Source organism: Mesorhizobium sp. ZC-5 (assembly GCF_025753855.1).
GTDB lineage: Bacteria > Pseudomonadota > Alphaproteobacteria > Rhizobiales > Rhizobiaceae > Neomesorhizobium.
The window spans coordinates 355766-369125 of the sequence record NZ_JAOWPT010000004.1; the positions used below are offsets into that span (position 1 = coordinate 355766).

Annotated in this window: 12 protein-coding genes and 1 pseudogene; 4 read left to right on the forward strand and 9 right to left on the reverse strand. The window is 63.2% G+C overall.

Annotation, left to right across the window (positions count from 1 at the left end; all coding sequences use genetic code 11):
* Positions 1-106 precede the first annotated feature (106 nt).
* The 7 genes and pseudogenes from OHD58_RS13865 to OHD58_RS13895 all read right to left on the reverse strand — a co-directional run bounded on the left by OHD58_RS13865 (position 107) and on the right by OHD58_RS13895 (position 6096).
* Positions 107-472, reverse strand: a complete 366-nt coding sequence (locus OHD58_RS13865) for a nitrile hydratase accessory protein (protein WP_412177213.1) — start codon at positions 470-472, stop codon at positions 107-109.
* Positions 459-1118 carry a nitrile hydratase subunit beta gene (gene nthB / locus OHD58_RS13870; protein WP_263803953.1) on the reverse strand — a complete coding sequence of 220 codons (660 nt, stop codon included), beginning with the start codon at positions 1116-1118 and terminating at the stop codon, positions 459-461. The genes OHD58_RS13865 and nthB overlap by 14 nt, the downstream gene beginning before the upstream one ends.
* Positions 1115-1735: a nitrile hydratase subunit alpha gene (gene nthA / locus OHD58_RS13875; RefSeq protein WP_263803954.1), complete on the reverse strand. Its 621-nt coding sequence runs from the start codon at positions 1733-1735 to the stop codon at positions 1115-1117. The genes nthB and nthA overlap by 4 nt, the downstream gene beginning before the upstream one ends.
* Positions 1736-1802: 67 nt before the next feature.
* On the reverse strand, positions 1803-2399 hold the full coding sequence (locus tag OHD58_RS13880) for a LysE family translocator (protein ID WP_263803956.1): 597 nt from the start codon (positions 2397-2399) through the stop codon (positions 1803-1805).
* 128 nt (positions 2400-2527) lie between these two features.
* Positions 2528-3100 (reverse strand): acetolactate synthase small subunit, encoded by a 573-nt coding sequence (gene ilvN, locus OHD58_RS13885; RefSeq protein WP_263803957.1) that lies wholly within the window; start codon positions 3098-3100, stop codon positions 2528-2530.
* A 73-nt stretch (positions 3101-3173) separates the two neighbouring features.
* Positions 3174-4961 (reverse strand): acetolactate synthase 3 large subunit, encoded by a 1788-nt coding sequence (locus OHD58_RS13890; protein ID WP_263803958.1) that lies wholly within the window; start codon positions 4959-4961, stop codon positions 3174-3176.
* 262 nt (positions 4962-5223) lie between these two features.
* Positions 5224-6096 (reverse strand): annotated as a pseudogene (locus tag OHD58_RS13895) (alpha/beta fold hydrolase).
* Positions 6097-6273: 177 nt separating this feature from the next.
* Between OHD58_RS13895 and OHD58_RS13900 the strand changes: the two are divergent.
* Positions 6274-8034 carry an adenylate/guanylate cyclase domain-containing protein gene (locus OHD58_RS13900; protein WP_263803959.1) on the forward strand — a complete coding sequence of 587 codons (1761 nt, stop codon included), beginning with the start codon at positions 6274-6276 and terminating at the stop codon, positions 8032-8034.
* Positions 8035-8190: 156 nt separating this feature from the next.
* Positions 8191-9987, forward strand: coding sequence for an ATP-binding protein (locus tag OHD58_RS13905; protein WP_263804230.1), 1797 nt, complete (start codon positions 8191-8193; stop codon positions 9985-9987).
* A gap of 56 nt (positions 9988-10043) precedes the next feature.
* Here the strand turns inward: OHD58_RS13905 and OHD58_RS13910 are convergent, their stop codons facing one another.
* Entirely contained in the window at positions 10044-10835 is a 792-nt protein-coding gene (locus tag OHD58_RS13910) for a GGDEF domain-containing protein (protein ID WP_263803960.1), read from the reverse strand.
* Between the two features lie 108 nt (positions 10836-10943).
* On the reverse strand, positions 10944-11909 hold the full coding sequence (gene miaA, locus OHD58_RS13915; RefSeq protein WP_412177214.1) for a tRNA (adenosine(37)-N6)-dimethylallyltransferase MiaA: 966 nt from the start codon (positions 11907-11909) through the stop codon (positions 10944-10946).
* On the opposite strand from miaA, the gene serB reads away from it, so the two are divergent.
* Together serB and OHD58_RS13925 are read left to right on the forward strand one after the other, a co-directional pair.
* Entirely contained in the window at positions 11899-12786 is an 888-nt protein-coding gene (gene serB / locus OHD58_RS13920; RefSeq protein ID WP_263803962.1) for a phosphoserine phosphatase SerB, read from the forward strand. The two genes, miaA and serB, sit on opposite strands and share 11 nt — an antisense overlap.
* Positions 12783-13355: a GNAT family N-acetyltransferase gene (locus OHD58_RS13925; RefSeq protein WP_263803963.1), complete on the forward strand. Its 573-nt coding sequence runs from the start codon at positions 12783-12785 to the stop codon at positions 13353-13355. The genes serB and OHD58_RS13925 overlap by 4 nt, the downstream gene beginning before the upstream one ends.
* Positions 13356-13360 lie beyond the last annotated feature (5 nt).

Consider the following 13360-nt stretch of genomic DNA (forward strand, 5'->3'; position numbering starts at 1 on the left):
GCGGCGGCGTCGAACCATTGGATGGAGAAGCAGCGGAAAGGTTCCCGAGAATTGTTTGCGGGCTTGCAGGATACCGGGCCGTCTTGCTCAAGGCCAAACGGGTCGGCTACGGCTTGAGGTTCCGCGGGTCGTTCTCGAGCAGGATCGGCTTGCCATGCGGCGTTGCATGCGCGGCGCGTTGCCAGGCTGCCGCCAGCCTGTCCACGTCAGTCGGAGCAGCCGCCCCCTTCTCCGCCAGCAATGTCTCGAGTGCCCTCAGCCAGCAGTCGTAATAATCGCTGCCATCGAGCGCGACGCCGGGTTTCTTGACCTCGGTCGAAAGCGCTGTCGCCCATTCGTCCCACGAAAACAGCCCGCGCTCATGCAGAGCCACGACGAGCGCGAAAGCCTCGGCCTGCCACGGTTCCGAAAACACCGGCTCGTCGAGACCCGGCGGTAGAGCGGTGCGAGGCGCACCGTCATGCCGGCTCAAGATAACTCTCCCAGGCATCGATCGACACGCTGAGCGTCGGGTCGGCGCCCTCGCCCCAGATCTCGCGGCCATCGAACACCACCGTATAGATGTGTTGCGGCGCCTCGCCGGCACCATGTGCGTTGCTGTCGGGGAAGACGAAACCGCCGCGCTGTACCTCCACGATTCCGATTTTGCCGCGCGCATAACGCGGCAGCCGCGTATGGCCTTCGGGATTGAAGTTCTTCGTGCGCACCCTGTCGCCCGCCTTGAAGCGCGGGGCCGCCTCGACCGCACGGTCGCACGGGCCACCCTTGGCGAGAGCGGCCGGCACGTTCTCGGCCTTCAGCATACGCTTCGGCGTCGCGGCGGCATCGACCGCAACGCCCCCCGCCAGATCGTTGGTCGTAACAAAGCCATGGCGCTGCAGCAGCACCTCCAGCGCCTTGATCCAGATTTCGTAATAACTGGACGAATAATAGTCGGCCGGGCGCAGGCTTTCGCGCGCATGGCGGCTTTCGTCGATGTTCCAGGCGCCCATGCCGCCGGCGGCCAGCGTCACGCCGAGCGCCCGCTTTTCCCACTCGGCGTGGAAGATCGGTTCGTTCTTTTCCGGCGCGACAGGTCCGAAACCCATCTGGCCGCCGAGATCCTGCGGTCCGTTCATGCCGCCTCCGGCGCTAGCGCCAGCCCGGTGCCGATCATTGAATCGCGCGTCACCAGCTCGGCAAGTCTTTCCTCGCTCCAGCCATCGGTGCCGGCGGGCCGCAGCGGCACCACCAGATAGCGCAATTCCGCGGTCGAATCCCAAACGCGGATTTTCGTGTCCGGCGGCAGTGTTACGCCGAATTCCTCCAGCACGCCACGTGGATCGATCACCGCTTTCGAGCGATAGGGCGGCGACTTGTACCAGACCGGCGGCAGGCCGAGCACCGACCAGGGATAGCAGGAGCACAGCGTGCAGACGACGAGATTGTGAGTGTCGCCGCCGTTGAACACCGCCTGCATGTGCTCGCCTTGCCGGCCGGTGTGGCCGAGCGATGCGATCGCGGCGGTGGCGTCTTTTATGAGCCAGTCGGCGAACGCCTGGTCGCACCATGCCTTGGCAACGACCCTGGCGCCGTTGCGCGGTCCGACTTTCGTCTCGTAGGTCTCGACAATCACATCGATCGCCGCCGGGTCGATCAGCCCCTTCTGGGTAAGGATCGTCTCCAGCGCACGCACGCGCGCCGCCATCGGGTCGAGTTCGTTGTCGTGGTGATGATCGTCGTGACTGTGTGCCATGGCGTGAGGTTAGAAGGCCGCGCCACCGCCCGCAAGCTTGTCCAACTGGTCCAGCCTGACCGCCTGCCTATTTCAGCATCGGCCACAATGTAGCCGCCAGCAGGACGCCCATCGCTATGTTGAACCATTTGAGCCGCGCCGGATCGGCCAGGAAACCGCGTAACGCCATGCCGAATCCGGCCCAGGACGAGACGCTGGGCACGTTGACCACGGCAAAGGCGACGGAGATCAGCAGCACCGACAGGAATGGCCGCTCCGGATTGGTGTAGACGGCCATCGCGGTGATCGCCATCACCCAGGCCTTCGGATTGACCCACTGGAACGCCGCTGCTTCGAGAAAGGTCATCGGTCTCGCCTTTGCCTCTCCATCCTTGCCCAGCGAACGAGACGTGCCGATCTTCCAGGCGAGGTAGAGAAGGTAAGCGCCTCCGGCGATCTTCAACCCGGTATGCAGCGCCGGAAACGCTGTCAGCACCGCGCCAAGTCCGAAGCCGACACCCATGAGCAAAGTCAGGAAGCCGCTGCCGATGCCGAGCATATGCGGGATCGTGCGCGCGAAGCCGAAATTCACGCCGGATGCCAGAAGCATGAAGTTGTTCGGTCCCGGCGTGATCGAAGTCACGAAGGCATAGACGAGGAGAGCAAGGAAAACTTCGGAGGACATCGCGGTAGGTTTCCGGCCCTAGCGTTTCTTTTATGTCAGCAATATTGACCTAAATCTTTCTGAAGTCACGCGGATTGTTGTTGCCGTGACAATCCGGATGGAGCGCGGCCATTGCTCCCGATGCGCGCCTACATCCCCTGCGGACCGCGATTCATCGCGGCGACGCCGGTGCGGCAGATCTCGACCAGGCCGAGCGGCTTCATGATGGCGATGAACTGGTCGACCTTGGATACCTTGCCGGTGATTTCGAAGATGAAGTGCTCGGTGTTGGCGTCGATGACGCTGGCGCGGAAAGCGTCGGCGAGCCGCAGCGCCTCGACGCGGGCCTCGCCGGTTCCCGCCACCTTGACCAGGGCCAGTTCGCGCTCGAGCGGACGCTCCTGGCCGAGCTCTCCGGCGCGCACCGTGAGATCGACAACGCCGTGCACCGGCACGATGCGCTCGAGCTGATGCTTGATCTGCTCCAGCACATGCGGTGTGCCGCGCGTCACGATGGTGATGCGCGACTGGTGTTTTTCATGTTCCGTCTCGGAAACCGTCAGGCTTTCGATGTTGTAGCCGCGGCCGGAAAACAGGCCGATGACCCGCGCCAGCACGCCGGGCTCGTTGTCGACCAGCACCGACAGCGTGTGGTTTTCCGGCAGCGCCGTTTCCTTGGCGATGAAGTAGGCGGAGCCGGTCGGTTGAAGGTGGGCGTTCATTGTTTGATTCTCTATTTCAAGACACGGTTTTATCTAGCTGATACAACGAGGCTTCCCCCTCGACCGGCTTCCTTTACACCAGTTCCCTGCCCTTGGCGTCGATTGCGTTGGCCACCGCTTCGTCGGTCGCCTCGTCCGGCAACAGCATCTCGTTGTGCGCCTTGCCCGACGGGATCATCGGGAAGCAGTTGGCGAGGTTGGCGACGCGGCAATCGAACAGCACCGGCTTCTTCACCGCGATCATCTCGGCGATCGCATCGTCGAGGTCGCCCGGCTTCTCGCAGCGGATGCCGTGGCCGCCATAGGCCTCGGCGAGCTTGACGAAATCCGGCATCGCCTCGGTATAGGAGTGCGAGAGCCGGTTGCCGTGCAGCAGTTGCTGCCACTGCCGCACCATGCCCATGTACTGGTTGTTCAAGATGAAGATCTTGATCGGCGCACCGTACTGGACCGCCGTCGACATCTCCTGCATCGTCATCTGCACCGAGGCATCGCCGGCGATGTCGATGACCAATGCGTCGGGATGCGCGATCTGCACCCCGAGTGCAGCCGGCAGGCCGTAACCCATGGTGCCCAGCCCGCCGGAGGTCATCCAGCGGTTCGGCTTCTCGAAATGATAGTGCTGCGCCGCCCACATCTGATGCTGGCCGACCTCTGTGGTGATGTAGGTGTCGCGGTCCTTCGTAGCCTCGTAAAGACGCTGGATCGCGAACTGCGGCATGATCACGTCGGCATTGTTCTTGTAGGCGAGCGAGTCGCGCGCGCGCCATTTGGCGATCTGCTCCCACCAGGGATAGAGCGCCTTCTTGTCCGCCTTGCCGGTCGCCCGCCACAGCCGCACCATGTCCTCGAGCACGCGGCCGACGTCACCGATGATCGGAACATCGGTGTGGACGTTCTTGTTGATCGACGAAGGGTCGATGTCGATGTGGATCTTCTTCGAGTTCGGCGAAAATGCATTCAGCCGTCCGGTGATGCGATCATCGAAGCGCGCGCCGATGCAGATCATCACGTCGCAATCGTGCATGGCCATGTTGGCCTCGTAGGTGCCGTGCATGCCGAGCATGCCGACCCAGTTCTTGCCGCTTGCCGGATAAGCGCCAAGCCCCATCAGGGTCGAGGTTATCGGAAAACCGGTCAGGTCGACCAGTTCACGCAGCAGATGACAAGCTTCAGTGCCGGAATTGATGACCCCACCGCCCGTGTAGATGATCGGCCGCTTCGCCTCGGCCATCAACGCCACCGCTGCCTTGACCTTGTCGAGATCGCCCTGGACCTTGGGCTGGTAGCTGGTGCGTGGCGCCGTCTGCGGCGGCGTGTAGATGCCCTTTGCGAACTGCACGTCCTTGGGAATGTCGACAACCACAGGACCTGGCCGGCCGGTCGTCGCGACATGGAAAGCCTCGTGGATGATGGCCGCCAGTTCGTTGACGTCCTTCACCAGCCAGTTGTGCTTGGTGCAGGGCCGCGTGATGCCGACCGTATCGCATTCCTGGAACGCGTCCGATCCGATCAGCGAGGTCGGCACCTGCCCGGTCAGGCAGACCAGCGGAATGGAATCCATCAGCGCGTCCTGCAGCGGCGTCACCGCGTTGGTGGCGCCCGGTCCGGAAGTCACCAGCATGACGCCCGGCTTGCCGGTTGAGCGCGCATAGCCTTCCGCCGCGTGCCCTGCCCCCTGCTCGTGGCGAACGAGGATGTGCTGGACATCTTCCTGCTGGAAAAGCTCGTCGTAGATCGGAAGGACCGCGCCGCCTGGATAGCCGAACAGGTGCTTGACGCCATTGTCCTTCAGCGCCTGCACCACCATTTCGGCGCCTGTCATTTCGCGCCGTCCGGTCTCTTCCTGTCGGTTGCTCATCGGTCTGTTCCGTTTTCTGGTCGCCACTGGCGAATGCTGGTCGTTTAGTCCTGTTTCGGGCAATAAAAAAGGCCCCCGGAGGGAGCCTGTGTCTTGCGCATGGGAGGATTTCGCCCGGCGGTTACACCGCCTTGCCCACGCGCCTTCCTACTACGAGAATGAGTGTCGTCTTCATGGGCGCGGAGAGTAATTGCGGAAAAGCCGCGATGTCAATGGCAAACTGCTCTGTCGCCATGGACAATCCGGTAGCACGTCGAAAGCGTCAGCAATCGGCGAAGAACCGCCCCAGCATTTCCGCGGTTTGCTCGGGCGCTTCCTCGGGAAAGAAATGACCGCCTTCGACCGCGTGTCCATAGACATCGTCGGCCCAGTCTCGCCACAGCGCCAGAGGCCCGCCCTCATCCGCATACCAGGTGTCGACCGCCCCGCCCGCGCCCCACAGGGCGAGAAGCGGGCAGGTGATCTTTTTTCCATCGGCTCCGTCCGACTTGTCATGCTCCCGGTCGATGCTCGCGGCAGCGCGATACTCCTCGCAGATGGCATGGGCGTGATCGGGATCGCGCAGCGCCTCGATATAGGCTGAGCGTATCTCCGCCGGAAAAAGATCAGCTGGTGAGCCCCACCCGCCAAGTGCGTTGTCGACGATCGCATCGGCGGCGGCGACAAGTATGCGTTCCGGAAGCGGCTCAGGCTGAGCCAGCAGCGACCACGGCCAGTAGCCGAGCGCCAGCCTGACGTCGGCCCGCTCCCACACCGTCTCCACCGGCAGGATGTCGAGCACGGCGAGCCGCTGGATGCGGTCCAGATGATCCAGCGCCATACGATAGGCGACGCGGCCGCCGCGATCGTGACCGGCAACCGAAAAGCGCGGAAAGCCGATTCATGAGCGCCACCATATCCCGCGCCATCGCCCGCTTCGCATAAGGCGCGTGATCCTCTGACGACGCCGGACACCCGCTTTGCCCGTAGCCGCGAAGATCGGCGCTGACGCCAGCAGCGGTGCAACGCCTCGCCACATCAGATGGGTTTCCGGAAATCCGTGCAGGAGGAGCAGCGGCGGTCCCGAACCTTGCGATCGCGTGAAAATGGTCGTTTCACCAACGTCGATCTCGGCGGTGGTGAAGTCTTCCATCATTCCTGTCATCGTCGTCCTCCAGAAGCCATGGTTGAACCTGCTTTTGAGAAGTAGTCGATCAATACCCGCTTTCCATGGGTACGGCCTTGGCGCTGAATGGACTTGTAGGCGTGGCGTCACTACATTCGCCTTGTGCACTCTCGAGACGCAGTGCACTCCTGAGAAGTACTCACGCATATGACCACTGAACGCATTCAACGCCGGCTCGTCGCCATTCTGGCCGCTGACGTCGTCGGCTACAGCCGGCTCATGGAGCGCGACGAGGCTGCCACACTGACCGAACTGAAGATGCGATGGAGCGAAGTGGTGGAACCCATCGTCGCCCGCCATCAGGGCCGCATCTTCAAGAGAATCGGCGACGGCATGCTTGTCGAGTTCGGCAGCGCCGTAGCGGCCGTCGAATGCGCGATTGAGCTGCAAAAAGCGATGGCGGCGGCGGACGAGGACACCCCGACAGATCGGCGCTTCGTGCTCCGCATCGGCGTCCATCTCGGCGACGTCATGGTCGACGGCAGCGATCTCTATGGCGACGGCGTCAACGTGGCGTCCCGCATCGAGGGTCTGGCCGATCCGGGCGGGGTGGCGATTTCGGATGCCGTTCATGAACACTTGCGCGGCCGTATCGGCATCGACTTCGCCGACAGCGGCAGCCATGAGGTCAAGAACCTCGAACGCCCCCTGCACATCTGGACCTGGTCGCCCGGCGCACCCGCCGAAACTGCCGCTGCGATCGGCGGGATACAGCCGCCGCCCCGTGGCAAACCGTCAATCGCCGTCCTGCCGTTCGACAACATGTCGGGTGATCCCGAGCAGGGCTATTTCGCCGACGGGATTACCGAGGACATCATCACCGATCTATCGAAGGTTTCCGGCCTGTTCGTCATCGCGCGAAATTCCTCCTTCGCCTACAAGGGCCAGGCGCCGGATATCCGCAAGGTGAGCCGGGAGCTTGGTGTCCGCTATGTGCTGGAGGGAAGCGTGCGCAGGTTCGCCAGCCGAATCCGCATCAATGCCCAGATGATCGACGGCACGACCGGCGGCCATCTCTGGGCCGAGCGTTACGACCGTGATATCGAGGATGTCTTCGCAGTCCAGGACGAGGTCACACGCACCATCGTCAACGCGCTGCAGGTGACGCTCACCGCAAGCGAAGAAGCGCAGCGCGAAAACCCCGGCAAGGTCGATCCGGAGGCTTATGATCTGCTCGTCCGCGCCCGCCATACCGTTTTGCAGTTGCGGCCGGAGGCGGCGATAGAGGCGCGCCGGATGCTGGAGCGCGTGATCGAGATCGATCCGGGCCTGGCGCTTCCCTATGCGCGGCTCTCCATCATCAGCTTCGCTGAATATGTAAACGAGTGGAACGGCGCGACGCCCGACAACCTGGCGCAGGCGCTGGAACTGGCGCAGAAGGCGATCGAAACGGACGAAACAGAGCCGCAAGGCCATATCTCGCTTTCCATTGTGCTTTCCTGGATGCGGCGGCTGGACGAGGCGGAACAGGCGGCGGAGCGTGCGGTCGCACTCGCCCCCAATTTTGCCGATGCCTATACCGGGCTCGGCAACATAAGAGATTATCAGGGCCGGCACGAAGAGGCGGCGGCACTTTATACACGAGCTTATCGCCTCGACCCCCAATTCGACATGTCCCTGCACTTCCTCGGGCGTGCCCTGCTGGCCCTCGGCCGTTTCGACGAGGCCGAGACCGCCTTCCGGCGGCGATTGACGATGACACCGCGCTCGGACATGAGCCGCTTTTATCTCGCCTGCCTCTACGGCCTTACCGGGCGCTACGAAGAAGCCCGCCGCTCCTGGCAGGAGACACTGGAGGTCAATCCCGGTTTTTCCGTAGAGCGCCTGAAACGAATCCTGCCCTATCGGGATCCCGATCTCGTCGATCGGCTGGCGGGTGGCCTCCGCGACGCCGGGATCGCGCTTTAACGGGAGCGAGACGGCCACGGACCGAAACGTTGCGAGCCGACCTCGTTAGCTCAATTCCGCTCCCGCGCCTTAACGAGCCCGAAACCATCCTGCCACACACGGCCTTAACCCAACCCGACTAATATCTTCTGCTGGGAAACGGGGATGATGCCGACCATGTTTGTCGAGCGCGAAGCTGGCCGCGGAGAACAGACGTTGCAGGAGCGCCGGGACGCCGCGCAGAACGACAAGCGCATTCTCGGACATGTCATCCAGTGCGACGGGGCGCGTGCCAGGATCGCAGCCTTCGCCGACACCCAGGACGGCACCGTGACCGGCATCTGGACGGTCGGCAAGATGATCTCGATAAACCTGACCGAGGCCCGCACGGTCGGCCTCGTCTACGAGATCAACAAGGCCGATCACCTGTGGAGCGAAGATGGCCGCAACGCCATCGAAGTCAGCGTGGAGCTGGTCGGCGAAATCCGCGACGACCGCGAGACGGGCAAACCGGTGTTCGACCGCGGCATCACGATTTACCCCTATGTCGGCGCCGTCTCGCATAAGATCCGCGCGCGCGACCTGGCTGCGGTCTACGACCTTGCCGGACGCCATTCCGTCACGGTGGGGCTCCTGTCGCAGGACGAAACCATCAACGCCAACATCGCCATCGACGACACGCTGACGCGGCATTTCGCTGTTGTCGGCACCACCGGCGTCGGCAAATCGAGTGCCGTATCGCTGCTGTTGCGCAAGGCAATCGAGTCGCGGCCCGATCTGCGCGTCCTCATTCTCGACCCGCACAATGAATTCGCTTCGGCGTTTCCCGACCAGAGCCTGCGCATCGACACCAATTCGCTCGATCTGCCGTTCTGGATGTTCCAGCTTGAGGAATTCGCCGAAGTGCTGTTTCGCGGCCGCGAGTCGGTGCCCGAGGAAATCGACCTTCTGCGCGATCTGATCCCGGCCGCCAAGAACCTCTACCGCAACCCGAACTCCGGCGCCTATCTGCGGCGCGGCGGCGACGCGATCACCGCCGATACGCCGGTGCCCTACCGCATGGCGGATCTGATCAAGCAGATCGACGAGCGCATGGGACTGCTGGATTCCAAGAACGACCGGCCTGTCTACCGGGCGCTGAAGATGCGGATAGAAGCGGCTCTCAACGACCCGCGCTATCGCTTCATGTTCAATTCGCGCCTGATCGAGGACACGATCCACGAAACTGTCGGCAAGATCTTCCGCGTGCCGCACCATGGGCGTCCCGTCACCTGTTTCGAGATGGCCGGGCTGCCGTCGGAAGTGGTCAATGCGGTTTGCTCCGTGCTGGCGCGTCTCGCCTTCGATCTGGCGCTGTGGAGCAACGGCAAACTGCGCCTTCTCGTCATGTGCGAGGAAGCGCATCGCTACATGCCTTCCGATCCGCGCCTCGGTTTTGCCCCGACCCGGCACGCGCTGTCGCGCATTGCCAAGGAAGGCCGCAAATATGGTTGTTATCTCGGCGTCGTGACGCAGCGACCCGGCGAACTCGACCCGACCATCCTGTCGCAGTGCTCGACCATCTTCTCCATGCGCCTGGCCAACCATCAGGACCAAGCGATCATCCGTTCGGCAATCGCCGATTCATCGGCCTCGACGCTGTCGTTCCTGTCGTCCATGGGTCAGCGCGAAGCAATCGCCTTCGGTGAAGGCGTCGCCACCACGATGCGGCTGAAATTCGAACGCCTGCCGGCCGCGCTCATCCCGGGCGTCAACAAGCATGGCGACGAAAAAACGCCCGGCGACACGACCGGCGACATCGACCTTGTCGCCATCGTCGAGCGCTTGCGCAACGTGCCCAAGCCGCAGGCGCAGCAAAGCGGCATCGGTGAACTGGTCAGCCCGGTCGCCCAGGCCGGCGAGCCCGACTACAAGAAGAACGAGTTCGGCGGCAGCGCGCCGCGCGGCCGCCGCCTCGGCGACGGACTGTACTAGGACAGTGCTGACGGCCGTCGCCTGAACTGGCCTATTTCTTCGCTAAGTTATTGAAATTATGCGCAGACGCGGTTCCGACCCATGCGCTTGGCCTGGTAGAGTAGCCGGTCGGCGCGACGGTAGAATTCCTCGGCGGATTCGCGCTTGTCCCACACTGCCAGCCCAACGCTGGTGGTAATCTTCAGCCGCACATTGCCTGAAATGACGGCCATGCCCGCGATCGCCTTGCGGATGCGCTCGGCGAGCTTGACCAGCATGTCCTCGTTCATGTTGGGCGCGACGACGGCAAACTCTTCGCCGCCGAGCCTGGCAACGATGTCATGGTAGCGGGTCATGTCGCGGAGACAGCTGGCCACCGCCCGCAACACCTCGTCGCCGACGTCATGCCCATAGGTGTCGTTCACTTCCTTGAAATGGTCGAGGTCGAGGATCATCAGACCGATCGGCTTGTCTATCCGCCGGAACTCCTCGATGTACTCCTTCAGCGCATCGTCGAAGTAGCGCCGGTTCTGCATCCCGGTCAGCGCATCGGTAAGTGCTGCCTGCTCGAGTGTTTCGGAGCGTGCGCTGAGCGATTCCGTCATCGCGCGCAGCTTGCCCTCCTCCTTCACCTGGGTGCGGATCAGCGGGTAGATGAAGAACACGCCGAAGAACAGCGCTGTTCCGACAAGCGCTCCACTGGCAAACAACAGCCGTGCGAGGTAGCTGGCGTTATCGATCTGCTCGGGCAGGAAAAGCGTCTGCGGCTTGGAATACAGAATGCTGTAAGCATGCAAAATCAAGGCGCCCGCCGCGAAGATCACGGAGATAAACACAAAGAACGCCGATTCCGACTTGTGGAAACGCATGCACCGCCCACTGAAAAGATGTCGATGTTCTTATCGCACAAGCCGGCCTTACGGGAGGTTAATCGAGGCAACCTCCGCACGAAACTTGACGCGAAGGTCAACACCTTCTTACCGGGCGATATCGGCCGCAATTTTCACTGCCTGCGCGTGGTCGTTTAACGAGATCCGGCTCCATTCCGGCCCCAATTGATGTCGAAACCACGTAGCCTGGCGCTTGGCATATTGCCGGGTGGCTATCTTTGCCCGTTCGATCGCCGCGTCGAAGGGCATGGCCCCTGCAATTGCAGATTGCAGCTCACGAACGCCAATCGCTTTCATTGCCGGCAGTTCCGGGTCGAGCCCGAGCGCCAGCAGCGCTTCCACTTCGCCGAGCGCGCCATCGTCGAGCATCCGGTCGAAACGCGCATCGATCCGCCGCGTCAACACCGCGCGATCCGCTTCGATGACGAGATACCTTGCGCTGCGCCTGTCGATCAGTGGATGGCCGCGTTCCGCCTGCCAGTCGAGGATCGAGCGCCCCGACGCCTGCAGCACCTCCAGCGCTCGCACGATCCTCTGGCCGTCGGACGCGCGCAGGACCGCCGCTGCCCTCGGATCTTCGCGCATCAGCACCGCATGCAGCCTGCTCGAACCTTCTTCCAGAAGCCGGTAGCGCCAGCGGTCGCGCACCGATTGCGGGATCTCGGGCATTTCCGAAAGGCCTTCCGACAGGGCGCGGAAATAGAGCCCGGTACCGCCGGTGAAGATCGGCCGACGCTCATCGAAAGCGCCTTCATCCCTAAGCCGCTTCACGTCGGCAAGCCAAACCCCGGCCGAATAGTGCTTCGCAGGGTCGACACGGCCGTAGAGGTAATGCGGCGCGCTGGCCAGTTCGGCGGCACCCGGTCGCGCCGTCAGCACGTTCAGCACCGAATAGACCTGCATTGAATCGGTGTTGACGATGCATCCGCCGGTTTGGCGCGCCAGTTCGAGAGCAAGAGCCGACTTGCCGCTGGCGGTCGGCCCCGCTATCAGGATCGCGTTCTTCACCAGCCCTTCGGCTTCGCGGCCAGCGGAATCTGCCATGTCCTTCATCGCCACGCTTATATCCGATCCGGCGGCTCAAATCCTCACGCCCGAGGTCGCGCATAAGGCGTCGCAGGCCGTCGGCGCAAGCGGCATCGACTGGCTGGCCGAAAATGTCGCGTGCGACCTTGCCCTGCCCGCCGGCGCTGACATCGGTTCGGCAATGGCGGCGCTGCAGGACTGTCTCGCGCTGGCGCCGGTCGATGTCGTGGCTCACGAGAGCAACACGCGCCGCAAGAAAATCCTGATCGCCGACATGGATTCCACCATGATCGATCAGGAATGCATCGACGAACTCGCCGATGAAGTCGGCATCAAGGAGCATGTCGCGGCGATCACCGCCCGCTCGATGAACGGCGAGATCGCCTTCGAACCGGCATTGCGCGAGCGCGTTGCCCTGCTGAAGGGCCTTGAGGCCAGCGTCGTCGATACGATCATCGCCAAGCGCATTACCCTGGCCTCCGGCGGCCATGAGTTGGTCGCCACGATGAGGAAGAACGGCGCCTGGACCGCGCTCGTCTCCGGCGGCTTCGACGTTTTCACCAGTCGCATTGCCGCAAAGCTCGGCTTCGACGAAAACCGCGCCAACCGTCTGATCGAAAGCGGCGGCAAGCTCGCCGGCACGGTGGCAGAGCCGATCCTCGGCCGCGCCGCCAAGGCCGAAGCCTTGCTCGAAATCTCGGCTCGCCTGGGCCTCCAGCCCTCGGATGCCATCGCGGTCGGCGACGGGGCCAACGACCTCGACATGATCCGCCTGGCCGGAACCGGCGTTGCCCTGCACGCCAAGCCCGCTGTCGCCGCGCAGGCCGGCATGCGCATCGACCACGGCGACCTGACGGCGCTGCTCTACATACAGGGCTATCGTCGCCGGGAGTTTGCCCTGTGAAGCCGATCCGCACAAAACGGCTGATCCTGCGCAACTGGGAAGAACGCGACCGCGATCTCTTCTTCCGCATCAACTCCGACGACCGGGTGATGGAGTTTTTCCCGTTTCGTCGCGACCGCGCCGCCAGCGACGCACTCTTCGACCGGCTCCGGGCCGGCATCGCCGAACGCGGCTACGGTTTTGCCGCGGTCGAGATTATCGCCACCGGCGAATGCATCGGCTTCGTCGGCATTGCCGACACCAGCCTCGAACCCTTCCTCCTCGCCGGCACCGTCGAGGTCGGCTGGCGGCTGGCGCCGGAATTCTGGGGGCATGGCTACGTGGCGGAAGCCGCCCGTGCGTGGCTCGCCTTCGGTTTCGAGGAAATAGGCCTTGCCGAGATCGTTTCCTTTGCGGTCTTCGACAACCGCCGTTCCACCGCGGTGATGGAGCGCATCGGAATGCGAGCCGATCCTCCGGGCGATTTCGACCATCCGAACATTCCGGACACGCATCCGCAGCTCAAGCGCCACGTACTCTACCGCTTGTCTCGCGAAACCTGGCGGAAACAGGAACAGGCGGCCACCTGACCGCC

Bases quoted from the DNA above. Each gene is read 5' to 3' on its own strand.
- OHD58_RS13880 (WP_263803956.1), bottom strand. From the start codon at position 2,399: ATGTCCTCCGAAGTTTTCCTTGCTCTCCTCGTCTATGCCTTCGTGACT.
- nthB (WP_263803953.1), bottom strand. From the start codon at position 1,118: ATGAACGGACCGCAGGATCTCGGCGGCCAGATGGGTTTCGGACCTGTC.
- miaA (WP_412177214.1), bottom strand. From the start codon at position 11,909: ATGAAGGACATGGCAGATTCCGCTGGCCGCGAAGCCGAAGGGCTGGTG.
- OHD58_RS13905 (WP_263804230.1), top strand. From the start codon at position 8,191: ATGTTTGTCGAGCGCGAAGCTGGCCGCGGAGAACAGACGTTGCAGGAG.
- OHD58_RS13900 (WP_263803959.1), top strand. From the start codon at position 6,274: ATGACCACTGAACGCATTCAACGCCGGCTCGTCGCCATTCTGGCCGCT.
- OHD58_RS13890 (WP_263803958.1), bottom strand. From the start codon at position 4,961: ATGAGCAACCGACAGGAAGAGACCGGACGGCGCGAAATGACAGGCGCC.
- ilvN (WP_263803957.1), bottom strand. From the start codon at position 3,100: ATGAACGCCCACCTTCAACCGACCGGCTCCGCCTACTTCATCGCCAAG.
- OHD58_RS13910 (WP_263803960.1), bottom strand. From the start codon at position 10,835: ATGCGTTTCCACAAGTCGGAATCGGCGTTCTTTGTGTTTATCTCCGTG.
- serB (WP_263803962.1), top strand. From the start codon at position 11,899: ATGTCCTTCATCGCCACGCTTATATCCGATCCGGCGGCTCAAATCCTC.
- nthA (WP_263803954.1), bottom strand. From the start codon at position 1,735: ATGGCACACAGTCACGACGATCATCACCACGACAACGAACTCGACCCG.